General features: G+C 60.8%; 28 protein-coding genes. 18 read left to right on the forward strand and 10 right to left on the reverse strand.

The window, feature by feature from the left end; translation table 11 throughout:
• Position 1: 1 nt before the first annotated feature.
• The 5 genes from DBV08_RS13305 (at position 2) to DBV08_RS13325 (ending at position 3636) form a co-directional block, all read left to right on the forward strand.
• Positions 2-1534 (forward strand): NAD(P)/FAD-dependent oxidoreductase, encoded by a 1533-nt coding sequence (locus DBV08_RS13305; protein ID WP_124567709.1) that lies wholly within the window; start codon positions 2-4, stop codon positions 1532-1534.
• The gene (locus tag DBV08_RS13310; RefSeq protein WP_095968646.1) at positions 1531-2409 is read left to right on the forward strand and encodes an SDR family oxidoreductase; all 879 of its coding nucleotides are present in this window, start codon (positions 1531-1533) and stop codon (positions 2407-2409) included. The genes DBV08_RS13305 and DBV08_RS13310 overlap by 4 nt, the downstream gene beginning before the upstream one ends.
• Before the next feature lie 19 nt (positions 2410-2428).
• Positions 2429-2947, forward strand: coding sequence for a GNAT family N-acetyltransferase (locus DBV08_RS13315; protein WP_124567834.1), 519 nt, complete (start codon positions 2429-2431; stop codon positions 2945-2947).
• A 90-nt stretch (positions 2948-3037) separates the two neighbouring features.
• The gene (locus DBV08_RS13320; RefSeq protein ID WP_095968644.1) at positions 3038-3448 is read left to right on the forward strand and encodes a hypothetical protein; all 411 of its coding nucleotides are present in this window, start codon (positions 3038-3040) and stop codon (positions 3446-3448) included.
• Complete coding sequence (locus tag DBV08_RS13325; RefSeq protein ID WP_003940277.1) at positions 3448-3636, forward strand: helix-turn-helix transcriptional regulator; 189 nt, start codon at positions 3448-3450, stop codon at positions 3634-3636. Before DBV08_RS13320 ends, DBV08_RS13325 begins: the two co-directional genes overlap by 1 nt.
• 23 nt (positions 3637-3659) lie before the next feature.
• On the opposite strand, the gene DBV08_RS13330 is transcribed toward DBV08_RS13325, so the two are convergent.
• The 5 genes from DBV08_RS13330 to DBV08_RS13350 all read right to left on the reverse strand — a co-directional run bounded on the left by DBV08_RS13330 (position 3660) and on the right by DBV08_RS13350 (position 7446).
• Positions 3660-3887, reverse strand: coding sequence for a hypothetical protein (locus DBV08_RS13330; RefSeq protein ID WP_021345436.1), 228 nt, complete (start codon positions 3885-3887; stop codon positions 3660-3662).
• Between the two features lie 81 nt (positions 3888-3968).
• Positions 3969-4796, reverse strand: coding sequence for an ABC transporter ATP-binding protein (locus tag DBV08_RS13335; RefSeq protein WP_124567710.1), 828 nt, complete (start codon positions 4794-4796; stop codon positions 3969-3971).
• A complete protein-coding gene (locus tag DBV08_RS13340) occupies positions 4780-5880 on the reverse strand; it encodes an aliphatic sulfonate ABC transporter substrate-binding protein (RefSeq protein WP_124567711.1) in 1101 nt (366 codons plus the stop codon). Before DBV08_RS13340 ends, DBV08_RS13335 begins: the two co-directional genes overlap by 17 nt.
• A complete protein-coding gene (locus tag DBV08_RS13345) occupies positions 5877-6734 on the reverse strand; it encodes an ABC transporter permease (RefSeq protein ID WP_124567712.1) in 858 nt (285 codons plus the stop codon). Before DBV08_RS13345 ends, DBV08_RS13340 begins: the two co-directional genes overlap by 4 nt.
• 91 nt (positions 6735-6825) lie before the next feature.
• A complete protein-coding gene (locus DBV08_RS13350; RefSeq protein ID WP_260395560.1) occupies positions 6826-7446 on the reverse strand; it encodes a hypothetical protein in 621 nt (206 codons plus the stop codon).
• 231 nt (positions 7447-7677) lie between these two features.
• On the opposite strand from DBV08_RS13350, the gene DBV08_RS13355 reads away from it, so the two are divergent.
• From DBV08_RS13355 to DBV08_RS13370, 4 genes are all read left to right on the forward strand, one after another.
• Positions 7678-8523 carry an LLM class F420-dependent oxidoreductase gene (locus tag DBV08_RS13355; protein WP_124567713.1) on the forward strand — a complete coding sequence of 282 codons (846 nt, stop codon included), beginning with the start codon at positions 7678-7680 and terminating at the stop codon, positions 8521-8523.
• 104 nt (positions 8524-8627) lie between these two features.
• Positions 8628-9200, forward strand: a complete 573-nt coding sequence (locus tag DBV08_RS13360; protein WP_095968639.1) for a flavin reductase family protein — start codon at positions 8628-8630, stop codon at positions 9198-9200.
• Complete coding sequence (locus DBV08_RS13365) at positions 9193-9819, forward strand: superoxide dismutase (RefSeq protein ID WP_095968638.1); 627 nt, start codon at positions 9193-9195, stop codon at positions 9817-9819. The genes DBV08_RS13360 and DBV08_RS13365 overlap by 8 nt, the downstream gene beginning before the upstream one ends.
• A 213-nt stretch (positions 9820-10032) precedes the next feature.
• Positions 10033-11124 carry an alpha/beta fold hydrolase gene (locus DBV08_RS13370; protein WP_095968637.1) on the forward strand — a complete coding sequence of 364 codons (1092 nt, stop codon included), beginning with the start codon at positions 10033-10035 and terminating at the stop codon, positions 11122-11124.
• A 1-nt stretch (position 11125) separates the two neighbouring features.
• On the opposite strand, the gene DBV08_RS13375 is transcribed toward DBV08_RS13370, so the two are convergent.
• Positions 11126-12394 carry a VWA domain-containing protein gene (locus DBV08_RS13375; RefSeq protein WP_124567714.1) on the reverse strand — a complete coding sequence of 423 codons (1269 nt, stop codon included), beginning with the start codon at positions 12392-12394 and terminating at the stop codon, positions 11126-11128.
• A 172-nt stretch (positions 12395-12566) separates the two neighbouring features.
• Here DBV08_RS13375 and DBV08_RS13380 point away from each other — a divergent pair, with 172 nt between their 5' ends.
• Positions 12567-13544: a GGDEF domain-containing protein gene (locus DBV08_RS13380; RefSeq protein WP_095968635.1), complete on the forward strand. Its 978-nt coding sequence runs from the start codon at positions 12567-12569 to the stop codon at positions 13542-13544.
• Positions 13545-13631: 87 nt separating this feature from the next.
• On the opposite strand, the gene DBV08_RS13385 is transcribed toward DBV08_RS13380, so the two are convergent.
• The gene (locus tag DBV08_RS13385; RefSeq protein WP_124567715.1) at positions 13632-14927 is read right to left on the reverse strand and encodes an HNH endonuclease signature motif containing protein; all 1296 of its coding nucleotides are present in this window, start codon (positions 14925-14927) and stop codon (positions 13632-13634) included.
• A 156-nt stretch (positions 14928-15083) separates the two neighbouring features.
• Here DBV08_RS13385 and DBV08_RS13390 point away from each other — a divergent pair, with 156 nt between their 5' ends.
• The 5 genes from DBV08_RS13390 to DBV08_RS13410 all read left to right on the forward strand — a co-directional run bounded on the left by DBV08_RS13390 (position 15084) and on the right by DBV08_RS13410 (position 18161).
• Positions 15084-15587, forward strand: coding sequence for a MarR family winged helix-turn-helix transcriptional regulator (locus DBV08_RS13390; RefSeq protein ID WP_124567716.1), 504 nt, complete (start codon positions 15084-15086; stop codon positions 15585-15587).
• A gap of 11 nt (positions 15588-15598) precedes the next feature.
• On the forward strand, positions 15599-16657 hold the full coding sequence (locus DBV08_RS13395; protein ID WP_095968633.1) for an LLM class flavin-dependent oxidoreductase: 1059 nt from the start codon (positions 15599-15601) through the stop codon (positions 16655-16657).
• Between the two features lie 8 nt (positions 16658-16665).
• Positions 16666-17232 (forward strand): FMN reductase, encoded by a 567-nt coding sequence (gene msuE / locus DBV08_RS13400; protein WP_124567717.1) that lies wholly within the window; start codon positions 16666-16668, stop codon positions 17230-17232.
• The gene (locus DBV08_RS13405; RefSeq protein ID WP_095968631.1) at positions 17229-17756 is read left to right on the forward strand and encodes a hemerythrin domain-containing protein; all 528 of its coding nucleotides are present in this window, start codon (positions 17229-17231) and stop codon (positions 17754-17756) included. The genes msuE and DBV08_RS13405 overlap by 4 nt, the downstream gene beginning before the upstream one ends.
• 72 nt (positions 17757-17828) lie before the next feature.
• Positions 17829-18161 (forward strand): CD225/dispanin family protein, encoded by a 333-nt coding sequence (locus DBV08_RS13410; RefSeq protein ID WP_095968630.1) that lies wholly within the window; start codon positions 17829-17831, stop codon positions 18159-18161.
• 33 nt (positions 18162-18194) lie between these two features.
• On the opposite strand, the gene DBV08_RS13415 is transcribed toward DBV08_RS13410, so the two are convergent.
• Positions 18195-19346, reverse strand: coding sequence for a lipase family protein (locus DBV08_RS13415; RefSeq protein WP_260395561.1), 1152 nt, complete (start codon positions 19344-19346; stop codon positions 18195-18197).
• A 41-nt stretch (positions 19347-19387) separates the two neighbouring features.
• Between DBV08_RS13415 and DBV08_RS13420 the strand changes: the two genes are divergently transcribed.
• Entirely contained in the window at positions 19388-19846 is a 459-nt protein-coding gene (locus DBV08_RS13420) for a DUF5990 family protein (RefSeq protein ID WP_124567719.1), read from the forward strand.
• Positions 19847-19919: 73 nt separating this feature from the next.
• Positions 19920-21401, forward strand: coding sequence for an NAD(P)/FAD-dependent oxidoreductase (locus tag DBV08_RS13425; RefSeq protein WP_124567720.1), 1482 nt, complete (start codon positions 19920-19922; stop codon positions 21399-21401).
• Here the strand turns inward: DBV08_RS13425 and DBV08_RS13430 are convergent.
• Complete coding sequence (locus DBV08_RS13430) at positions 21334-21585, reverse strand: hypothetical protein (RefSeq protein WP_124567721.1); 252 nt, start codon at positions 21583-21585, stop codon at positions 21334-21336. The two genes, DBV08_RS13425 and DBV08_RS13430, sit on opposite strands and share 68 nt — an antisense overlap.
• A 171-nt stretch (positions 21586-21756) precedes the next feature.
• Between DBV08_RS13430 and DBV08_RS13435 the strand changes: the two genes are divergently transcribed.
• A complete protein-coding gene (locus tag DBV08_RS13435; protein WP_124567722.1) occupies positions 21757-22428 on the forward strand; it encodes an NAD(P)H-binding protein in 672 nt (223 codons plus the stop codon).
• On the opposite strand, the gene DBV08_RS13440 is transcribed toward DBV08_RS13435, so the two are convergent.
• Complete coding sequence (locus DBV08_RS13440) at positions 22406-23176, reverse strand: ABC transporter permease (protein WP_095968626.1); 771 nt, start codon at positions 23174-23176, stop codon at positions 22406-22408. The genes DBV08_RS13435 and DBV08_RS13440 overlap by 23 nt on opposite strands.
• Positions 23177-23189: the final 13 nt, after the last annotated feature.

Here is a 23189-nt window from a genome sequence, read left to right on the forward strand (position 1 = left end):
AGTGAACAACGAATCTGACCACTTCGAGGTCGTGATCATCGGCGGCGGAATTTCCGGAATCGGCGCAGCCATCCATCTTCAGCGCCTCGGGATCGACAATTTCGTCCTGCTCGAAAAGGCCGAGTCCCTCGGCGGCACCTGGCGCGCCAACACGTATCCCGGTTGCGCGTGCGATGTTCCGTCCGGGCTGTACTCGTACTCCTTTGCCGCCAATCCGGATTGGACGCGATTGTTCGCGGAGCAGCCGGAGATCCGCGAATACATCGAGGACACGGCCGTCCGCCACGGCGTCGACAAACACGTTCGCTTCGGGGTCGAAATGCTCTCCGCACAGTGGGATGCGCCGCAATCATTGTGGAAAATAACAACTTCCAGCGGTGAACTCACTGCTCGCTTCGTGGTAGCCGCTGCTGGTCCGTGGAACGAACCCTTGACGCCGGCGATTCCCGGACTGGAAACGTTCGAGGGCGAAGTTTTTCATTCCTCGCAGTGGAATCACGACTACGACTTGAGCGGAAAACGCGTCGCTGTCGTGGGTACCGGCGCTTCCGCCGTCCAATTCGTTCCGCGAATCGTCTCAGAGGTCTCCACACTTCACCTCTACCAGCGAACCGCTCAATGGGTTCTTCCCAAACCCGATCACTACGTACCGCGCATCGAAAGGTCCGTCATGCGGTTCGTACCGGGAGCGCACAAGGCCCTGCGCAGCATCGAGTACGGAATCATGGAGACGCTGGGATTGGGGTTCCGCAATCCGTGGATCCTGCGTATCGTGCAGAAACTCGGGTCGGCCCAATTGCGCTTGCAGGTGCGCGATCCGAAGCTGCGCAAGGCGCTGACTCCCGACTACACCCTCGGTTGCAAGCGACTGCTCATGTCGAACTCGTACTACCCGGCCCTCGGCAGACCCAACGTCACCGTTCATGCCAACGCGGTCGAAGAGATCCACGGCAACACCGTGATCGGCGCCGACGGAGCGGAATCGGAAGTGGACGCCATCATCTTCGGCACGGGATTCCACATCCTCGACATGCCCATCGCATCCAAGGTATTCGACGGAGAAGGTCGATCCCTCGACGATCATTGGCAGGGAAGCCCGCAGGCGTACTTCGGTTCCGCCGTCAGCGGATTCCCCAACGCGTTCATTCTGCTGGGCCCGAGCCTCGGCACCGGACACACGTCGGCCTTCATGATCTTGGAAGCCCAACTGAATTATGTGGCGCAGGCGATCGGCCACGCTCGTCGGCACGGCTGGAAAACTATCGACGTGCGCCCGGAAGTGCAGGCAGCCTTCAACTCTCAAGTTCAGGAGGCATTGGGAACCACGGTCTACAACGCCGGTGGTTGCGAAAGCTATTTCTTCGACGTCAACGGCCGCAACAGCTTCAACTGGCCGTGGTCGTCAGGGGCCATGCGTCGGCGGCTACGGGCCTTCGATCCATATGCCTACAACCACACGTTGTCCGACAACCCTGCGTCCGACGACACGGCCACTGAGCCCACCACCACCCTCGAACCGGAGTACACGACATGAGTCTTTTCGGCACCACCTACCCGCCGATCGATCTCGACGGAGCAGTCGTCGTCATCTCCGGCGGTGGCCGCGGAATCGGCCGGGCCACAGCCGAGTTGTTCGCAACTCGCGGCGCACTCGTATGCGTCGGCGACCTCGACGAGGAGACAGCCGTGGACACCGCCGCATCCATCGGCGCACGGGCCCGCGGCTACGCTCTGGACGTCACCTCACGCGAATCCTGGGATGTGTTCGTCTCCACAGTGATCGGCGAATTCGGTCACATCGACATTCTGGTCAACAATGCGGGCGTGATGCCGCTCGGCGGCTTCCTCGACGAGTCCGACGCCACCAGTCGAGTCACCCTCGACGTCAATGTCTGGGGCCCGATTCACGGGATGCGCGCCGTGCTGCCCGGCATGGTGGATCGACGACGAGGCCACGTCGTCAACATCGCATCCATGGCAGGCAAGCTACCGGTACCGGGAATGGCGGTGTACAACGCAAGCAAGTTCGGCGCGGTGGGCCTTTCTGCCTCTGCCCGTGTCGAATTCGCAGATATCGGAGTCAGCGTCAGCGCTGTCCTGCCCAGCGCGGTGCGCACCGGACTCTCCTCCGGTGTGCCTCTCGGAAAGGGCATGCCGACAGTTGAACCCGAAGTCGTGGCCAGAGCCGTCGTCGACACGGTCGCTCATCGACGAGCCGAAACTACTGTGCCGCGTTACCTTGCCGGCTGGGACCTCGTCGATGCTGTTGTACCCGAATGGATGATCAACATCGGACGCCGAGTCGTCGACGATCGTCGCGCACTGACGTCGGTAGATCCCAACGGGCGTGCGGATTACGAAAAGCGCGTGGCCAGGCAGGCCGAAAACGGGGAGCGCAATCCGAAGTGAACCGGGTAGTTTCGTGGCCATGTACATCCGCCGCGAAACTTCTTCCGACCGTGACGCCGTCTACTCACTACTCGGAGCGGCATTTGCCGACCAGGCAGCGCCCGGCGAGCCTGCCTACGAGATCGAACTGACACGTCAACTCTTCGCCTCGGACGACTACCTGCCAACACTGTCACTGGTCGCCGTGGCCGGCGAAGAGATCGTCGGTTTCGTGATCGGAACTCGAGGATGGGTCGGCCACGTGGAAGCGGTGGGTCTCGGCCCGTTGGCGGTCACACCGGGCAACCAGCGCAGTGGCGTCGGTTCGGCACTGATGCACGCGGTGATCGGTGCGTGCGACGCTCTGGACGTGCCACTGATCGCACTTCTGGGCAGCACCGAGTACTACCCGCGGTTCGGATTCGTCACCAGCACGGACGCCGGAATCGAGTCTCCGGAAGCCGAGTGGGGCGCTCACTTTCAGGTCAGGACACTCACCGCGCACCGCGCCGATCAGACGGGGAAGTTTTCATACGCGGCGCCTTTCGGAATCGCTTGACCCGCAGCGTGGTGTAAGAGTTCTTTGACATGCGACGTACGCGGATCTACGCTCATCCATGTCAAAGAACTCTTACATCCGGGAGGCTTCATGAGCACCACGGCACGGTGGAGCCTGATCATCGGTATCGGCGTCACAGTAACGCTGTCCTTCAGTCTTCTCGCAGCCTTGACCGCCGATGACCGGAAGACGTTGACCTTCATCGTCTTCGCTCTAGTCATGGCACCGGCTTGCATCGGATCGGTGTGGGCTCTCTTCCCCTCGGAGAACAACAAGGCCCCCGCCTACCCCGAGGACACCGTCGAAACAGAATGGAGTCGCAAGGCCGGATTCGGCGCGTTCACCGACTTGATCACTGCTATGGGAATCGCACTGATCGCGCACAACGTCTTCGGAGCACCCGAACTACCGCTCCTGATATTCACCGCTCTCGGTCTGGCAGACTTCGGAATCCGGTACTGGGCAGTGTCGAGGGACCGCACCCCCACAATCGAGATCTGATGCGCAACAATCTCCAAGAACTTCGGACGGCAGCCGGATTGTCACAGCAAGCGTGTGCCGACGCGCTCGGCATCACCCGCCAGACCGTCATCTCGATCGAGAAGGGCCACTTCGACCCCCGTCTGTCACTGGCATTCCGAATCGCCGAGTATTTCGACAAACGCGTCGACGACATTTTCTCCAGCTGACGCCGTCTCAGGCTGACAGAAGGTCAGTCGAACAGGGTAGGCGACCCGTTTTCGTCTTTCCCGTCGTCGACCGCCGTCGTCTTCTTGCCCGAGCCCTTACGGACGACGGTCAACGTCGTCGTTCGACGCGACAACCTGTGCCCGTCACTGTGTTCGAGCAACGCCATGCCCTGGCGAACTTCGACTACCGTCCACGGACCCGCATGGCCGGCTGCCTGCACGAGGTCACCGGACTCCACCTCAGTTGCCATGACCACTCCTTGTTCGTCGTGTCCTGCACGTTCTCCTTCCTATTATCGACGCGGCCACCTGGTAGTCGACGCGCAGGGTACCTACGCTGCAGCAGCAACCTTGACCGCATGGCCGACTTCGGCTCGGAATGCCGCGTATTCGGGTGAGCCTCGGAGATCGTCGGGATCGACGCCGGTTCGTGGCAGATCGATTTTCAGGTCCAGCGCCACCTTGCCGGGCCGGCTTGTCAGAACTACGACGCGGGAGCCGAGAAAGGCCGCCTCGTCGGCGCTGTGAGTGACGAAGACACTTGTTCGCCCCGATTCGGCACTGACACTGCGGAGGTCCTCCTGCAGACGCTCGCGAGTGAGGGCGTCCAATGCGGCAAAGGGCTCGTCCAGCAACAGCAACGACGTTTCGGCCGCCAAGGCCCGGGCAATTGCCACCCGCTGCTGCTGCCCGCCGGATATTTCCCAGATACGCCGGTCCGCTGTGCCGCCCAGACCGACGCGGTCGAGAAGCTCGTCGCGCCTTCGCCCGCGTTCGCTCTTCGTCACCCCGGCATATTTGAGTGCCAGATCGATGTTGCCGCCCACCGATTTCCACGGAAACAGTCGTGGTTGCTGAAACACCACGCCGGCACTCGACCCTGGAATCGGGTCGGATCCTGATACCTGAACTGTTCCACTGGAAGGATTTTCGAAACCCGCAATCAGCCGCAGCAATGTGCTCTTGCCGCAACCAGACGCCCCGACGAGGACCAGGAACTCACCGGGTGCGACGTCGATCGATACCAGCCCCAGTGCCGTCACGGACTCTCGGCCGTGGCCGTATCGGTGTGAGACAGTGTCGATTCGGATCGCACCCGGGCGGTCGGCAGCGAATTCTCCCGCGGCCTGCTGCGCGGTCACGCTACTGGTCAAGGACATCGGGAAGCCCCTTCACATAGAGAGCATTCTGAAAGACCGTCAGATCAGGCACACTGTCGATCTGCTTCTGCTCGGCGAGAAATTGCGCTGCGCTCTGCAGGTTCACCGCCAGATTCCCGGGAGAGCCTTCGGTACCCAGCCACTCCGGCGACGAGATCTGTTCAGGAGTGAGGAACACACCCTGCTTCAGCTGCGCTGCCGCGTCTTCCTTGGATGCGCCCAATTGCGCGGCAACAGCTTCCGCTGCCGCGTTCGGATCAGTGGCGATCGTCGTGAGCGCACGGGCCTGAACCTGGCGCCAGGTGTCGACGATCTCGGGGTGATCCTTCGCAAACGACGTCGACACCACACCCAGATCCAGTGTCGGTTTTCCTGCCGTCGCCAGCTCGCGGCTGGCGATCAACTGTGTTCCGTCCTTGCGAAGTTCGTCGAGCGTGGGCAACCAGGTGTAGACGGCATCGATGTCACCGCGCTGCCAAGCGGCCAGTGACGCTTGCGGCTGGAGATCCACCAACTGAACGTCATCGGCACTGAGTCCGGCCTGGTTCAGAGCTGCCAGCAGACTGTAGTGAGCGGTCGACGCGAAGGCCGTTGCCACCTTCTTGCCACGCAGATCGGCCACGGTCTTGATTCCGGTTGCGTTGCGCGCCACCAAGGCTTCGTTGTCACCGGCCACGTCGAGAACAAACGCGACCTGGTACGGGATGTTCAGCGGCGCCGAGAGTCCACGAGCGACCGGACTCGAACCGATTGCACCGAAGTCGATTTCACCGGCTATGAAGGCGGTGTTGATGTCGGCTCCCGAATCGAACTTCGTCCACTTCACGTTGTACTCGGGCAGAGCGTCTTCGAGCCAGCGATTGTTCTTGACGATCAAGTCGCCGCTCGGGAAGGACTGGTAGGCAATGCGTATCGTCTCCTTGGACGAATCCTGGCCGGAATGATCCACCGAGCACGCGCCGAGGACGAGAGCGAGGACACCGATCAGTACGGTGAACGCCGTCCGGGAAGCTCTTCCCTCATTACGCGTCAAGTCACTGCTGCGCTTCGGATTGCTGCTGGCGTGTTTCTGATTGTCAGTCATACTTTTCCCCTCCAGGGAACGGCGCGGCGCTCAGCAGCCCGCAACAGTCCGTCGATGATCAAACCGGAGAATCCGATGGCGAAGATCCCCACCAGCACTACCGGAGTGTTGTTGTAATTGCTTGCATCCTTGACCATTCCGCCGATTCCGGGAATGCCGTTGAACAGTTCGGCCGCGACCACCGACGAGTACGCCATACCCACCGACAACCGAATGCCCGTGAAAGTTTCCGGCAACGCCGACGGCACGACTACGTCTCGAATCACTTGCGTTCGTGAGGCTCCCAACGCCCTGGCCGCTTCGACCAGTCCGACAGGCGCCGCGACAACAGCAGCTGTGGTGGCCACTGCTGCCGGCGGGAGCGCAGCGAGCGCCAGAAGGGTGATCTTCGGTGCCTCGTCGATTCCCAGCCAGATCACCAGCAGGAAGAAGTACGCCAAGGGAGGCAATGCGCGCAGGAACGTCAACCATGGTTCGAGCAGGCTCCGCAACCATGTCACCGATCCCATGGCCAAGCCGAGGATCACACCCAAGCCGACGCCGATGACGACGCCGACCAACACCCGTCGCAGCGTCATGTACAGGTGCTCCCAGAGCAAATACCCCTGGTAGCCACGCACTCCGTCGTGCGTGGTCATCGTGTTGACGAAGGCATGCCAGACCGTGCTCGGGTACGGAACGAAGGTCTCGCTCCAGGTCCCGCTGGCAGCGGCGACCTGCCACAAAGCCAGGAATGCGATCACCGAGAGCACCGGCAGTCCGACGGTGGTCACACTCGAAGTCCACGGCCGGCGCGGCTCACGACCCGGTTCCTGGACCGGTGTTGGTTCTATTGCTTCGACAGAAGTCGACATCGCTGTTTCTTCCTCGACGTACGGAAATTCCGGCACATATACAGCTACGAGCGCATATGCAAGGACGAAGGCGCGCAGAGAGGCGCCATTCTCACTCAGGAGAGTCGGCAGGAATCAACAGCAACAGCAGTTGGCACCAAGACGGCACAGGTCGACGGCAATGCGTCGTGTCAGTGGCGTCGTGGGCATGGGGGTAATTAGTACCTGTGTCGGCAATTACCCGCAAATGCGGGGGAAATAGGCCCCAGTCGGCCAAGCGAACAGACAGCGAATACATCAGCGGGATCTCGGGACGTCCGGCCGGGACTCCCCAACGCTTGTCGCCGAGTTGGGTCATCTCTTCGAATCCTTGCCGACCGCTGGCGTACGGATACTCGTCGAATGACTCGATCGTCAATCCGGCACGCCGCGCAGCGCCGAACACCTCGGCAATAGACCAGTTGAATTCACATGAGGGGAAGGGATTTTCGGCGTTCTCGACTCCGCCTCCCGGAGCGCCCGGCAAGACGAGGTCGGCTGAATCTGCGACGTAGTCGCCAACGCCACCGGCTTCGGTCATGGGAGTCCCGCCTCCGTACGGGAATGCCAGGAACCACTTCTCGTCGAAACGCATGGCAAACGGATGGAACTCCACCAGAACGAATCGACCGTTCGGCGCCAGAACAGCGGCAATCCCCTCGGCCCACTCGTCGTGATCAGGTAGCCAGATCACCGTTCCGTACGAAGAACGACTCGGTCGAACTTTCTCCGGCCGGCGGCAGCATCACGGAGCCACAACGGATACTGACCGGAATTGCACTGCAGATGCAGAATCGAGGAGCCGCCGATCTCTCCTTTGTGACTGCCGTGAGCGACGGTCGCAGCGATTTTCTGGGCGAGAAACGTATCCGAACGCAGATGCAACAGGTTACAGTTTTTCGAACGGACCATCGAAGGAGAACCAGTGCGCTACGGACTCAGCCTGTTCACCAGTGATCGCGGCATCCGCCCTGCCGATGCCGCGAAGGCTGCGGAGGCGAACGGGTTCGACGCCTTCTACGTCCCGGAGCACACGCACATCCCGGTTTCGAGAGACTCCGATCACCCCGGAACCCAGTCGGCAGAATTACCCGACGACCGCTATATGCGCACACTCGACCCCTGGGTCGCCCTGGGTACCGCGGCTTCGGTCACGAGCACCATCCGACTGGGCACCTCGGTGGCCCTGCCCCTCGAACACGATCCGATCACTCTCGCGAAAACCATCGCATCGCTGGATCACCTTTCCGACGGTCGCGTGGTTTTCGGTGTCGGATTCGGCTGGAATGCAGAGGAACTCGCAGACCACGGCGTACCGCCCAACAAACGCCGGACCGCACTCCGGGAATACCTCGAAGCCATGGGCGAACTGTGGTCGAAGGAAGAAGCGTCGTACGACGGCCAGTTCGTGAAGTACGGCCCGAGTTGGGCCTGGCCCAAGCCAGTTCAGAAACCCCGCCCGCCGATCCTCCTGGGCGGTGGCGGCAACGAGAAGACGTTCAAGTGGATCGCCAAGTCTGCCGACGGCTGGATCACTACACCCATCGAGCAGGAGATCGACGGAAACGTAGAACTGCTTCGAAAGATCTGGGCCGAAGCAGGTAGGGTCGGCGAGCCTGAAATAACGGTCTTGGCAGGCAAACCCGATCCGGAGAAGCTTGCCCACTGGGCAGACATCGGTGTCACCGAGGCAATGTTCGGCACTCCGGACAAGAGCCCCGAAGAGGTTGTCGGATACATGGAACGTCTGGCAACCAAGCTCGGACGGTGAGGTCCGCCACAGCGCCTTGACCTCAACTGCACTCGAGGTTTTAACGTCGGTGTTGCACAAGACAGTGCAACGACAGCAAACCCGATGCAAAAGAGGTGCGAGGAGTGACCACAAAACTGGTTGGCACTCAATCTGTTTCGGATCGCCCTGTCGATTTGGAGCCGTCCATACGGAGCTCCTTCGTAGAAGCGTTCCGAAACCATCCCGCCGGAGTCTCGATCATCACGGCAACCGGCGATGACGGTCCGGCCGGCATCACGTCGTCGTCGGTGATCTCGATCAGCGCCGATCCGGCAGTTCTGGCATTCTCACTGCAGTCGTTGCGAGGTTCTGCCAGCGTCATTGCTTCCGCCCGCAGTTTTGTTGTTCACCTGGCGAATTCGACGAACGAGCGACTGGCTTCCACGTTTGCCACGCGCGGCGCGGTGCGCTTCGGGGACGACATGCCCTGGTCGTTTCTGCCGACCGGTGAACCATTTCTGCACGGCACGGGCCACGCTCTACGCGCGGTTCCTCTGACTGCCAACAAGTGTGACTCCGCAGTGATCGTCACCGCCCGCGTAGTCGACGTGATCGATCCTCAGCAGGTCTTGGAGCCGCTGGTCTATCACGATCGAACGTACCGAAACCTGTCCCCGCACAATATCTCCTCAAAGGAAGGCATGTCACATGACTGAATACGTTCTCCCCGAGCTGGATTACGATTACGCCGCGCTCGAGCCCCACATCTCCGGCGAGATCATGGAACTGCACCACAGCAAGCACCACGCCACGTACGTGGCGGGCGCCAACAGCGCAATCGAGCAGTTGGCTGCTGCGCGTGAGGACGGCACGATCTCCACGAAGGCGCCGCTGCTCAGTAAGAACCTCGCCTTCCATCTCGGCGGCCACACGAATCACTCGATCTTCTGGAAGAACCTCTCCCCCAACGGCGGTGAGCGACCAGAGGGCGAGTTGGCAGCCGCGATCGACGAGCACTTCGGCTCCTTCGACGCATTCGTCAACCACTTCTCCGCTGTAGCAACCACTTTGCAGGGATCCGGCTGGGCAGTACTGGCCTACGACACGATCGGGCAGCGATTGGTCATCGAGCAGCTCACCGATCAGCAAGGCAACATCAGCATCGGTATCGTCCCTCTGCTCATGCTCGACATGTGGGAGCACGCTTTCTACCTGCAGTACAAGAACGTCAAGGCCGACTACGTGAAGGCTTACTGGAACGTCATCAACTGGGAAGACGTTGCACAGCGTTACGCAACGGCCACGACGGCATCGGGCTTGATCGTCCCGGCCTGATGGTCGCTGCTTGGTGATCGCTGCTTGGTGATCGCTGCTTGGTGATCGCTGCTTGTTGATTGCTGCGTAGCCCCGATCAGCCCAGCTCGGCACGGTGGCTCCGTTGCCGAGCTGGGTTTCTACACCCCCAGGGTCGGTGTATGTGAAGGCAGGTAACATACACCGGGCGCGGCTGACTCAGCCGTCCACCGATCCGACTCCGAGGGGCAACCAGTGCTGGATATCAGTGGTTTGATCGCGACATGGCGTCCGACGCTGGACACCGCGGCGCGCAACGCGTGGGGACTCTCGTTCGGCGACGGTGTCGAGAAGGCCGAACGCACCCCGTCTGTCCTGATCAGCGAAGGTCCACACCGCGACCTGTATCGTTTCGGCGCCTTGTGGACGCCCAAAGGCAACCCTGTTCTCCTCGTACCGCCGCTCGCAGTTTCAGCTGACTGCTACGACCTTCGTGCAGGCCAGAGCCTCGCCGCACACCTACTGGACGGCGGTAACACTCCTTATCTTCTCGACTACGGAACAATGCGGTACTCCGACCGCGGAATGGGTTTCGAGGCCTGGGTCGACGACATCATCCCCGAAGCGATCCGCACCATCTCGGACCTACATGACGGGGCACCTGTTTCGCTGATCGGATGGAGCCTCGGCGGGACCATGTCTCTGCTCACGGGCTCCGCCCACTCCGACCTTCCGATCGCATCGATCACGGCAATCGGAACGCCCATCGACTACACGAAGATTCCCGCTATCAGCCCGTTGCGGCTGATCGGCAAATACACCGGCGACACCCCGCTCACCTCCGCAACCAATCTCGTCGGCGGACTGCCCGCCCCACTCGTTCAGGCGAGTTACAAGGTGACGGCGCTACAACGCGAAGTGCTCAAGCCATGGTTCATCGTGCGCAACCTCCACAACACCGAGACTCTGGCTCGCATGGAATCGATCGACAAGTTCATGGCGGCCATGCCTGGATACCCGGGCAAGGCGTTTCAGCAGATCTGCGAACAACTCATGCTCGGCAACAACCTCTTCCACGACGCCGTCACGCTCGCCGGACGCGAGATCAAACTGTCAGCTCTGAGCGTTCCCGTTCTCGCGGTCGGCGGCACGACTGACGTGATTGCACCCATCGCTTCGGTGGAAGCAATCACGTCGGTCCTCACCGGAGCGCAGTCGGTCCGGTTCGAGAAGGCACCGGGTAGTCACCTCGGACTCGTTGCCGGCCCCACCGCGAGAGACTCCACCTGGGCGTTCATCGACGAGTTCTTGAAAGAGAATGCACCGCAGCTGGTTTCGACCAACTGAATCACGGCGTCGTGATGCCCGCGGCAACCGCCGCCTTGTGCCAATCCGGGAATTCACTCAGCAATCGGGTGTACAACTGGGCGTCGTCGACGGTGTCTATGTCGTCCAGCGCGAAGAATCCGGCATTGTCGACCACCCGGCCGTCGAGGTCGTCGAGCTTCTCGAGCACTCCGTAGTTGGCCTTGCCGATTCCGACGAACTGCCAAAAGGCGGGAAGCCCAGACGCTTCGCGCATCAACTTCGTGATTTCCCTGCGCTCGCTGAAACCGCCGTCGGTGAAGAACAGGACAAGCGTGGGCGCCGAACCACGTGTCAGGCCGGAGACTATCTCCGTCATGATCGGCACTTCACGATTGACCGCGCCGATCTTGTCGTAGTTGACACCGCCGTGTGATCCGCGCAAGTGCAGGTAGGTGTCCGACCACGCTTCCGCGTCATGCACGGAGATCTCAGGAAGCTTGACGAAGCTGACCGCGTACAAGTACGGCTCGAGTTTGCCGTCGTCGTCGAGTTGGATCGCAACAGGGACCATCCGTTCCACAACGCGGTGGACCACCCTGGTGCGGTACTGCTTGGCCATACTCCCCGTTTTGTCGATCACCAGGATTACTCGCGCGCGAATTCCGTTGCCGCCCTTGGTCAGCAGGACCTTGGCCACCTCACGCTTTCGCAGGTCCAGCTTCTCTCGCTTCACCATCGAGAGTTTTGCCTCGTCAGGCACGCTCCGAATTCCGTCCGGCGATTCATCGGAGCCTGCCGGTCGGGCCTGCGGTTCCTCGTCGACAGAAACGCCGAAGGCAGTGACCAGATCTGCCAATCCACTGTCCCAACCCGCCGACACGTTCCGCAGTTTCCAGCTCGCGCCGCGGCGATAGATCTCGACGAGGACCGCCGCCCTCTCCGTCGTCAACCCCAAAGCGGGAGCCACAATGGCTGTGGAACCTGCCTGCTCCACCACGACGCCCATGTCACGGACTGCAGAAAGTGTCCCGCTTGCCGCCGAATCCAACGCCACGGCCACACTCAGCTGGTGGATGTCAGCGGGCAACCTCGTCGTGTCGATTTCGATGACGCCGCCCGCCTCCAGCCGCACCGCACCTTCTGGCGAGACCGGCTGATTGAAGAAGATGAAATCGGCGTCACCGCGCACTTTGCTGCGATCATCGAGTTGGAACACCATCAGATCCACCGTGCCCGGGGCGCTACCGCTCACCGCCACTTTCAACGACGTTCCGTCAATGATCGTGTTCGCTCCCCGCGCCAGCTCCATACCGGAAGATTAGCTGGCTGCTTTCGATTGCCGTCCTCGCGGCCTGAAGAATCACAGCACACTTTCAGCAATCGCAGGATTCTCGAGGCAGACTGTCCATGGGAGATATGTCGTACACGGGACCAAGAACCCAAAGGTCGACAGAATCGGACTGTCGATCAGGAGGTAAACAATGTCGCACGGTCAGGCGCGCACCATCCAGTCATCGGCATTCCCATCCATGCCACTCCTGCCGCCGTTGACTAATTTCGACCAGGCAAGTCGCTCGATCGTCTCCTATCTCGACGACCACCTCCCCTTCGCGCTGTGGTCGATCACACGGTTCGACGGCGCGAACCAGATATTTCTGACCGTCTCTCCCAACCCACTTCACATCGAAGTCGGGGAGACGCGAGTGTGGCAGAACACCATGTGTAGTGAGGTCGTCTGCGGAAATGCGCCACCGGTCTCGTCCAACCGAGAACTCGTACCCGCGCTTTCCCGAGATGACAGATGGGAAGGGATTGGCGCCTACGTGAGCATTCCAATTCTGCACAGCGACGGCAGCCTCTTCGGAACGCTGTGCGGCGCCGACCCGACCACCGGCGATTCCGGTCTCGAGGACAATGAAGCGCTACTCACACTCCTGTGCCGGCTTCTCGGAACCATTCTCGACATCGACTATCAGCGAGCGCAGTCGGTTCGCCTCGCCGAAACTGCGCAACTCGATGCAGAGACCGACCCGTTGACCGGCCTTCTCAACCGTCGTGGATGGGACCGCTTCCTCGAAGCCGAGCAAACGCGATACCGCCAATTCGCCGACCCTGGATCAATCATCATCATCGATCTCGACGGCATGAAGACCATCAACGACGAACGCGGACACGCCGCCGGTGACGAGTACGTCCAACGGGCGGGTGAAATCCTGGCAGCATGCGCGCACCCAGGCGCCGTAGTTTCGCGGTTGGGCGGAGACGAGTTCGGAATCGCTCTGTCCGACACACAACCGCACACCGTCGACTACCTGATCGAGCGTTTGGAGCAGTCCTTCCGGCGCGCCGAGGTGCGCTGTTCGGTCGGGCGGGCGGACTTTTCTATGTCCCAGAGTTTTTCCGAGACTTGGGATGCGGCTGATGCAGAGATGTACCGACAGAAACACTCGAATCGCTGATTCGACTCCACCCACGGTCTGTAGCACCGCATCGGAGGATCTCTTCGATGCGGTGCTCGGCCATGTTCTGTTGTGCCCGAACTCTTCTCAGGTTTTGAAGGTGGTGTTCGCCGGCCGCGGGTGCCGCTGCGGGTCGATCGACGGCGGCGGAATGAACCACGGTTTGTTGTCCACGCCGATCCGGATCTCCCACTTTCCGACGAACCCGGATTTGCGGTGCATCAACCGATGATGCGAACGGCACAGCAAGACAAGATTGTTCATCACCGTCGGGCCGCCGTTGGCCCAGTGCCGAATATGGTGCGCATCCGTCCACGCCGGAACACACGTACAGCCGGGGAACGCGCAGCCCTTGTCGCGGGCGATCAACGCCACTCTCTGTTCGGCGGTGACCAACCGTTTCCCGGGCTTCGCATCGAGCGGCGCCCCGTGATCATCGAGCAGAACAGTGGACAGGAAACAATCACACCCGAGAAGCCTGGTCTGCGACACCGACAGTGGTCCGAGCCAGGGCATGTGCCCGACATCGAGATCCGACACAGACCCACCATCAGTGGGTGTCGTGGCGCAGTCCCGGTGCTCAGCCAGATCCCGGGCGTTGATGTGCACGTTCACGTGCGGCCGCTGACCACCATCCATACCGGCGTTGGCGCAGTCCAGATACCGGCGGATCAGTTCGGTGAACCCGTCCGCGGTCCGCTTCGCCGCCGACCGAGCATCCGGCGTCCCATCCGGTGCCGGGGTGGGCATCGTCAGATTCGACAGGGCGGAGAGCAGCATTTCGCCGGTGAGGGCGTCGAAATCGCCTCGCACCACCACCCGACCGTTCAACGTGGACGCGATGCGGAGTTCGTTGCGGTCGATATCTTCGGCGGGTGGAATTTCATCGGATTCGAAGATTCGCTCCAACGTCGCGATGACGTTCCGCACCTTCGTGGTCGTCGCCTCCACACCCGACGCGGCAGCCAACAACAAGTCGATGCACTTCGGTAGCGCTTCCTCCGGCATCCCCTTCGGAGGCGACTCACAAAACGCCACGATCAACACGGCGTGCTCGAACGAACAATCCCCGCAATCGAACCGAGTTGCCACTGCCGGAAACGGCCGCAGCGCAACACCCAACGCGGCGATCTTCTTCCCGTCCCGAACCTGCAACATTGTGTTCGCCGCCAACCAGGAACCCGCGCCGCGGCTGGCGATCACCTGATCATCGGGACGCATCGAGAGTTCGTCGACCACCGCCACCCGCACAGCCTCGAGACGCAGAATCTCCGCACTCGCCTCGACCGCAGCCTCACGCAACTCAGCAGCCGACAACCGCCACAAACGTCCGCGCAACCCCACCGCAGAACCAGACACCACATCCGACAACAGAACACTCATTGAATCCCCCGATCCCCACCCCAACAATACTCGAACACCAGTTCGAGTCAATACCCGCAACCAGCAGAAACGATGACAGGGAATAGTTCGATCTCTCCGAGCGTATTATTTGAGTAAGCAATACTTGCGATCGCAAATAAACGGAGGACGTCACCGATGCCAACTGATGAACACGTACGTGGTCGCGTGTGGCGCAACCTCGTCGTCTCCCACAGCGTCATCCTCGGCAAGATGGAGGCAGATCTTCGGACTACCACCGGGCTCACCCTTGGTCAGTACGACGTTCTGCTCCGTCTGCACGAAGCTCCCGGAAACACCATCCGAATGGGAGATCTGGCCGAGCTCGTCCTGGTCACCACCAGCGGTGTGACGCGCGTCGTCGATCGATTGGTCGAGTCGGGACTGGTGGAGCGCATTCGACCGGACAACGATCGACGCGTTGTGACGGTATCGATGACGCCTGCGGGCAAGAAGACACTTCGAACTGCGTCCGCCATACACACGCGTGGAATCGCCGAGTACTTTTCCGATCTCATCGAACCTGAAGAGCTTCCGGTACTCGACCGCTTCTTCTCCCGTCTTGTCACTCGCCACACGAATCACAGTGGCGCATGCGAGGCGCACGCCGAGCATCTTTCGATCACCCCCACGAACAGATAGAGAGAAACAACATGGCTTTCGAATTGGGCGTCTACCATTTCGGTGAACTCACGCCAGATCCCACAACCGGTGCGATGATGAATCCCGGTGTGCACCTTCGCCATTTGGTCGAACAGGCAACCGTTGCAGATCAGGTAGGACTCGATGTCTTCGGCGTCGGCGAGCATCATCGCACCGACTTCGCAGTCTCGGCCCCTGCCGTTGTGCTTGCAGCAATGGCTCAGGCTACCGACAACATCAAACTGTCGAGCGCGGTCACCGTGCTCAGTTCCGACGATCCCGTCCGCGTGTTCCAACAGTTCGCGACGGTCGATCTGCTTTCCGAAGGTCGCGCCGAGATCATTGCCGGCCGAGGCTCCTACACGGAGTCGTTTCCGCTTTTCGGGTACGACCTTTCCCAGTACAACGAACTCTTCGCCGAAAAGCTCGACCTACTACTGAAACTGCGTGACGAGAACCCGATCAACTGGGAGGGCCAACTTCGCGCACCACTGATCGACGGTGACGTGACACCTCGTCCGGATCGCCAGATTCCTGTGTGGATCGCGGTCGGAGGTACCCCGGCCTCGGTGGTCCGTGCGGCGAAACTCGGCCTGCCTCTGTCGCTTGCGATCATCGGTGGGAGCTACCAACAGTTCGAACCGTTCGTCGATCTGTACCGCCGGGCTGCAGCAGAGTTCGGACATGATCCGAAGAAGCTCGCTGTCTCTATTGCTTCGCCGGGGTTTGTCGACACCTCGAAGCAAACAGCACTCGATACGTCCTATCCGTACTTCCAGGCCGGCTGGATGCAGAACCATCATCAGCGCGGAAACGGAGTTCCCATGCCGCGCAGGGCATACGAAGCGCAGGCAACCACCGCGGGTGCCTTCTTCCTCGGTGGCCCGCAAGAAATCATCGACAAGACGATGGCGCAGTACGAGCTGTTCCACCACGACCGCATCATGATCCAGATGGGTTTCGGCAATGTTCCGCAGAAGGACATGCTCCGCTCGATCGAAATCCTCGGCACCGAGGTAGCCCCCGTTGTGCGCAAGGAAATCGAATCGTTGAAATCGTCTGAGAAATAGGAGTTTCGGTGACCACACCACTCAAAGTTGTCGCCGTTGTCGGCAACCTTCAGAAGCCTTCCAAGACTCGCGCGCTCGTCGATCTGATCGTCGAAACGTTCAGTGACTTCGAGCGGATCGACGCACGGGTCATCGAGATCGTGGATCTGATTCCCGGGCTCGCAACTGCTCTGGATCGCAATCAGGTCGACCCTGTCACTGCCGAAGCCCTGGTTGCAGTCGAGTCCGCGGATATCGTCATCGCCGCGTCACCGGTTTTCCGCGGCTCTTACACGGGATTGTTCAAGCACTTCTTCGATCTCGTCGATCAGTACGCGCTCGCCAACACCCCGGTGATACTTGCCGCGACAGGTGGCAGCGACCGCCATGCTCTCGTGTTGGATCATGCCCTGCGGCCCTTGTTTGCATTCTTTCAAGCGCTCACCGCTCCTGTCGGGATCTATCTCAGCTCAGGTGATTTCGACGGAACCACGATCCTCAACCCCGAGGTGTTCGAGCGAATCGAGATGGCAGCAAACGACGTTCTCCCCGTAGCTCGGATGCTTGCGGAGCGGAACCGAACAGTGCTGACGTGAGCGCCCCTGATTCGCACAGCATGGCAACATCCGCCGGTCTGAGGATGATCGATCAGTTACGCCAAGTTCACGAACCTCTGCGAGCCGATATCGAGGTACTCCAGAATGCCCTGCAACTGTTGTCGGACGAAACCGCCGACCTGACTCGGATACCCGAGATGATCGACAATCTGACGATCGCGGATTTCGTTTGGCAATTGCGGGTCAACTGCGACTTCTACTGCAACACGCTGACTCTGCACCACACCATCGAGGATCAGCGGATGTTCCCGGTGATGACCAAGAACTTTCCCGAGTTGACACCTGCGGTCGAACGATTGCAGGCCGAGCACAAGCTCGTCGGGGAGATCGTGTCGGAAGCCAAGCGCGCGACACTCGCACTGAGCACCGAGTCCTCCACGGTCAGCCGGGCACACTCCGCAATAGCCGAGTTGGCGGACCATATGCAGTCGCATCTCGATTTCGAGGAAGCCACACTCTTCCCGTACTTCCGGAAAATGGATCGCGACTGGCACTACGGCTGATCACGTACGTTCAGTGATTCTTCAGCTCCATCGCAGTAGCGTCGTAAGGGCCATCTCATGTCAGGAGCTCCCATGACGACCCCGGATCAACCCACCGTTCAGCAATCCGTTCCTCAGCACCCGATTCGACCACCTGTCAATGCCGGTTGGGCAGTGGTATCGCTGCTGTTCTTCTGGCCGCTCTCCTTCGCCGCCTTCACTCATGCCTTCAACGTGTATCCCTTGTGGGCCGATGGCGATGTCGCCGGATCGCGGTATGCGTCCGATCGAGTGAAACGACTCGGTCAGATCTCACTGTGGATCGCGGGCGGGCTACTACTCCTTGTCTGCATCCTGTACGCGATTGCGGCAATCGTGTGGTTCGCCAACGGCGGCCACGACTACGGCCCGCGACGAATGCGCTGAACGACCACACTGAACAACCACACAACCAAAACATCACCTCATCAAACGATCGATGACCTCCATGGTCTGGTCCATCGACGCGACCGTCGTTTGGCCGTGGCTGATCCCACTGAGCTCCTGATAGTCGAATTGCGTTCCTCGCGTACGCATGTCGGCCAGTTGCGCCCAGGTGAGCGCGACGGGGACCGTCGTGTCCGACACGCTCTGCACCACGCGCAGCGGACGGTCGTAGCCGTCCACCAGCACCTGCATCATATCGCGAAACAGATCGTGGAAACGCGGCGTCCACACCGATCGAGAAAACAACGGGCTCAACTGGATTCGCTCAGCTCGAATCTGTCGGCCGAGATCTCCGGCGCACAAGCCTCGAGCCTTTTCCATCCACTCGATTCCCAGTGGCGAGAGAACCTCGCGAATGTTCTCCTCGGGCCGCTGGTCGTCGATCCCAGCCAGGACATACAGCGCGTATCCCACCAATCCCGTGATGCCGATATCGGGAAACAGCGGCCCGCCCAGCGGAAAGAGACCTTCCATATGCGTGGGTCCTGCGACGACAACCGAACCACGGAAATCCAATTCCGGTGCACGAGAGGAGGCCTCGTGTCCCGCGAAGTACGCCGCGTGCCCACCTTCGGACAGACCTGCCACCATCCACCGCGGGCTCAGCACGTTCCCGTACAACTCATGTGCGGCCCGTACGATGTCGACAGCATTTGCGCCGGCGGCATGTCCGTCGAGATACGCGAGTACCCCGTCTGTACCCAGACCTGAGTAGTCGGTGGCGACTACTGCGTACCCCTCACGCAACCAGCGTTCGATCGGTTCGATCTCGCCCGGACCGAATCCGGTCGACGAGGGCGCACACTGATCCGCACTACCCAGAGTCCCGTGGGCGTAGGAGATGACGGGCCAACCGCCCGCCGGTGGTTCGCCTTCCGGCAGAAACACCGACCCCGACGAGTCTCCCCACCTGTCAGCGGTACGCAGAGTTCGATACACGACACGCTGCGCCGCACCGGTGCCGAGCGGAAACACTGCAGCCGAGAGTTCGCTATAAGACTCCAACGCGCCCGCGACTACCGGTTCGTCCGCCGTCGCCGCGGCAGCACCTGTCCCCCACCCAAGACTCGACAACAGAATGCTCGCCACCACGGCGGCAACAAAGGTTCTACCCGAACGACTCACCACGCCAATCCCTCCCGATCAGTGCAGAGCATGATGTCGATATGCAGATCATCATCACCGGCCACAGCCTGCCCGGGCGTGATTGTTCCGAAACCGCAACCTTCGAGGGGCGAAGCAACATCCACGTCGGCATTCAGCGTCGAGGCAAGCCACACGAAATTCTCGAGCTCGTACCAGGAAACGCCGAGACAGCGCGGTGGGAACTGACCGCGAACCTGGAGCAAAAGGCCGGTGCCTGGGACATTCTCGGTCCGTACATCCAAGGCCCACCGCGCGGACGCTTCATCTACCTGTCCTGGGTGACGGTGTCCGAAGACCAGACCTTCGAGATGTTTCGGCGCGCAAAGCTGATGTTCGACGCGATCCCCGAGCACGTCATTGCCGAGACCGACGGTTCCGGCGTGCTTCACGGAAACCTCGGCCTCACTGACGCCGCAGGTAAACCCCTGTGCGCGGCGGTCCGGCCGCCGAAGATCGCATGGACATCCTCGCCTTACTGAGCATCGTTCAGTAGTGTGGAGTTCGACCACCTTCCCGGCCGGTGACCGCGCAATCGATACGGAGCCCGAACTGATGAGCACCGAACACCTCGATGTCCTGATCGTCGGCGCCGGCTTGTCCGGCATCGGTGCTGCGTATCGACTTCAGACCGAGCTCCCCGGAAAGTCGTACGCAATCCTCGAGGCCCGTGCGAACAGCGGCGGAACCTGGGACCTCTTCAAGTACCCCGGCATCCGTTCGGATTCCGACATGTTCACGCTCGGCTACCCGTTTCGCCCGTGGACCGATGCCAAGGCCATCGCCGACGGTGATTCGATCCTCCGGTACGTCCGTGACACCGCTCGCGAGAACGGAATCGACAAGAAGATTCGGTACAACCGGAAGGTGACGGCAGCATCATGGTCGTCAGCGGACTCGACGTGGACGGTCACCGTCACCACCGATGACGAAGACGAAACACTGACCTGTAACTTCCTCTATCTCTGCAGCGGTTACTACAGCTACGACGGCGGATACACCCCCGACTTCCCCGGTCGCGAATCGTTTGCCGGCGAGGTAGTGCACCCGCAATTCTGGCCCGACGAACTCGATTACTCCGACAAGAAGGTCGTGGTGATCGGAAGCGGCGCCACCGCAGTCACTTTGGTGCCCACCATGTCGCGGGACGCAAGCCATGTCACGATGCTCCAGCGATCACCGACGTACATTCTGGCACTGCCGTCCAGCGACAAAGTCTCGGACACCATCCGCGCGGTATTGCCGAATCAACTCGCGCACAGCATCGCTCGATGGAAGAGCATCGTAGTGAACCTGAGTTTCTACCAACTGTGCCGACGCAGTCCAGCGCGGGCAAAGAGGTTGTTGAATCTCGCGATCAGTCGTCAACTCCCGGAGGAGATCCCACTCGATCCGCACTTCACACCCAGCTACGATCCGTGGGACCAGCGCTTGTGCGTCGTACCCGACGGCGATTTGTTCAAAGCCCTCCGATCCGGCAAGGCCTCGATCGAGACCGATCACATCGACACCTTTACCGAGAACGGGATTCGTCTCGCGTCAGGGCGCGAAATCGAAGCCGACATCATCGTCACTGCAACAGGATTGAAGATGGAAGCGTGCGGTGGGATCTCGATCGACGTGGACGGTGAACCCGTCACCCTCGGCGATCATTACGTCTACAAGGGCATGATGATCAGCGACGTCCCGAACTTCGCAATGTGCGTCGGATACACCAATGCCTCGTGGACTCTGCGAGCCGACCTCACGTCGATGTACGTGTGCCGACTACTGACCGAGATGGACAAACGCGGCTACTCCAAGTGCGTGCCACACGCGACCGAAAACATGGATCAGCGGCCGATCTTGGACCTGGCCTCGGGATATGTCATGCGTGCGGTGGAGCAGTTCCCGAAGCAGGGATCGAAGTCACCGTGGAACATGCGTCAGAACTACATCCTCGATCGTCTTCACTCGACGTTCGGAAGCATCAACGACCACATGACGTTCTCGAAGGCGCCAGCTCGAGATTCGAACCTGGTGCCGAGTAAGAGTTGATCGACGCCCGCACGACCAGATAGAGCAGGCGGGCAAATCCACCGATCGAGCCGATGACGAGAAACACGCCCGAACCTGCGACGACGGCACAGAGCGCACCCAGGACGATGATTGTCGACGCCTCGATCATCCGACCGGCGGACTCCGACCCGAGCACGTGTATTTCATCAACTCCTTCGCTCATAAAACTATTTTCAGCCAACCGTCCAGCCGGTTTGTAGGGACTTTGGTCACGAGTCGGTTCAAAATGGACCCATAAATGCAGGTCAAGCGTTCAGTTGGCCACTCTCGGGATCCAAACCCTTCAGTAGTGTGCGCATCACGGAAGAGCAGAACCGACACCGGGGGAAACACAATGAAGGTCGTTATTTTCGGGGCAACAGGAATGGTCGGCAACAGCGTCATGCGCGAATGCCGGGACGATCCGCGAATCGGCACGGTCGTGACCGTCGGCCGCAATCCCGCCGGTACAACCGACCCGAAGATCGTCGACATCGTTCACCGTGACCTACTGGACTTCTCGGCAATCGAAACCGATCTGTCCGGCGCCGACGCGTGCTTCTTCTGCCTCGGTGTGTCCTCTGCCGGAATGAACGAAGCCGACTACACGCGCATCACGCGTGACATCACCCTCGCCGCCGCCACAACGCTCTCGCGTGTGAATCCGCAGATGGTGTTCGTCTACGTATCCGGCGAAAGCGCCGACTCCACCGAAACCAGCAAGACCATGTGGAAGCGGGTACGCGGCGCGACCGAGAATGCGTTGCTCGCTCTCCCCCTCGAGACCTACATCCTCAGGCCGGGATTCATCCGTCCGCGGCCGGGATCACCGTCGAAGACGTGGTGGTACAAGGTGTTCTATCAGGTCTCCGTGCCCCTGTACCCGCTCCTGCGAAAGGTCTGGCCCAGCAGCGTGACCACCAGTGAGAACATCGGCAAGGCAATGATCGCACTCGCCGCGAACGCGCCCGATCTGCCCGACCGCGTCCTTCGCAGCGACAAGATCAACGAACTCGCGCAGGCCTGACGGATTCACCTCGAAAGACGAAGCCGCGGGCGACGAGCTCCAAAGCCACAGCCACCGAGCAAGTTTGCGCCAACAACAGCCCTGCCAGGACGAGAATCTGTACCGCACCGGCCTGAACAGCCGACCCCGTCGCGAGCAACACACCGACAAATGCTCCGGGCAATGTCACGAGACCGACGGTGCGGGTCTGGTCGACTCCGGGCAGGAGGGCGTCGGACGCAGCCGTGCGGGCGACTTCCCACCGTGCGTCGCGTTGCGAGAATCCCAGGCTCAGTGCCGCTTCCACTTCCCCGTATCGATCGTCAACCGCGTCGAGTCCACGTTTGGCTGCCATCGACGTAGCTGTCATGGCACCGCCCATGACGATTCCGCCGATCGGAACCAGAGCGACGCCCTCGACGGGAACCACTCCGGACAACAGCATCAGTGGCAGCACAACACCGATCCCCGACGCCAACGCGACGGTCAGCCACACTCCGGAAGTTCCTGCGCCGGAGCGTCGTGCAGCGGTGAACGACGCTGCGGCGAACATGCCGACGAGCACGAGGAGCGCTGACCAGATGTGAGCCAGGGCGGCGGCAAGAATCAACGAAACAGCAGCCAATTGGAGGGCGCCACGCGCGAGCGCGCCGGGAACTACGCGAATGCTACCGAGGTGAGCGAATCGATAGACCAGTGTGGCCACAAGCGCCATGACGATGCAGAGCACAGCCAGATGGACGCCGGAATCGGCTATCGAAAGGCTCATGGGTCACAGTGTT

Source organism: Rhodococcus sp. KBW08, from assembly GCF_003852455.1.
Taxonomy (GTDB): Bacteria; Actinomycetota; Actinomycetes; order Mycobacteriales; family Mycobacteriaceae; genus Rhodococcus_F; species Rhodococcus_F baikonurensis.

Excerpts from the sequence above, each read along its gene's own strand:
- DBV08_RS13435 (WP_124567722.1), top strand. The coding sequence starts at position 21,757 with ATGAAGGTCGTTATTTTCGGGGCAACAGGAATGGTCGGCAACAGCGTC.
- DBV08_RS13315 (WP_124567834.1), top strand. The coding sequence starts at position 2,429 with ATGTACATCCGCCGCGAAACTTCTTCCGACCGTGACGCCGTCTACTCA.
- DBV08_RS13420 (WP_124567719.1), top strand. The coding sequence starts at position 19,388 with ATGCAGATCATCATCACCGGCCACAGCCTGCCCGGGCGTGATTGTTCC.
- DBV08_RS13440 (WP_095968626.1), bottom strand. The coding sequence starts at position 23,176 with ATGAGCCTTTCGATAGCCGATTCCGGCGTCCATCTGGCTGTGCTCTGC.
- DBV08_RS13425 (WP_124567720.1), top strand. The coding sequence starts at position 19,920 with ATGAGCACCGAACACCTCGATGTCCTGATCGTCGGCGCCGGCTTGTCC.
- DBV08_RS13395 (WP_095968633.1), top strand. The coding sequence starts at position 15,599 with ATGGCTTTCGAATTGGGCGTCTACCATTTCGGTGAACTCACGCCAGAT.
- DBV08_RS13310 (WP_095968646.1), top strand. The coding sequence starts at position 1,531 with ATGAGTCTTTTCGGCACCACCTACCCGCCGATCGATCTCGACGGAGCA.
- DBV08_RS13340 (WP_124567711.1), bottom strand. The coding sequence starts at position 5,880 with ATGACTGACAATCAGAAACACGCCAGCAGCAATCCGAAGCGCAGCAGT.
- DBV08_RS13335 (WP_124567710.1), bottom strand. The coding sequence starts at position 4,796 with ATGTCCTTGACCAGTAGCGTGACCGCGCAGCAGGCCGCGGGAGAATTC.
- DBV08_RS13375 (WP_124567714.1), bottom strand. The coding sequence starts at position 12,394 with ATGGAGCTGGCGCGGGGAGCGAACACGATCATTGACGGAACGTCGTTG.
- DBV08_RS13320 (WP_095968644.1), top strand. The coding sequence starts at position 3,038 with ATGAGCACCACGGCACGGTGGAGCCTGATCATCGGTATCGGCGTCACA.
- DBV08_RS13410 (WP_095968630.1), top strand. The coding sequence starts at position 17,829 with ATGACGACCCCGGATCAACCCACCGTTCAGCAATCCGTTCCTCAGCAC.
- DBV08_RS13380 (WP_095968635.1), top strand. The coding sequence starts at position 12,567 with ATGTCGCACGGTCAGGCGCGCACCATCCAGTCATCGGCATTCCCATCC.
- DBV08_RS13365 (WP_095968638.1), top strand. The coding sequence starts at position 9,193 with ATGACTGAATACGTTCTCCCCGAGCTGGATTACGATTACGCCGCGCTC.
- DBV08_RS13345 (WP_124567712.1), bottom strand. The coding sequence starts at position 6,734 with ATGTCGACTTCTGTCGAAGCAATAGAACCAACACCGGTCCAGGAACCG.
- DBV08_RS13325 (WP_003940277.1), top strand. The coding sequence starts at position 3,448 with ATGCGCAACAATCTCCAAGAACTTCGGACGGCAGCCGGATTGTCACAG.
- DBV08_RS13385 (WP_124567715.1), bottom strand. The coding sequence starts at position 14,927 with ATGAGTGTTCTGTTGTCGGATGTGGTGTCTGGTTCTGCGGTGGGGTTG.
- DBV08_RS13330 (WP_021345436.1), bottom strand. The coding sequence starts at position 3,887 with ATGGCAACTGAGGTGGAGTCCGGTGACCTCGTGCAGGCAGCCGGCCAT.
- DBV08_RS13430 (WP_124567721.1), bottom strand. The coding sequence starts at position 21,585 with ATGAGCGAAGGAGTTGATGAAATACACGTGCTCGGGTCGGAGTCCGCC.
- DBV08_RS13390 (WP_124567716.1), top strand. The coding sequence starts at position 15,084 with ATGCCAACTGATGAACACGTACGTGGTCGCGTGTGGCGCAACCTCGTC.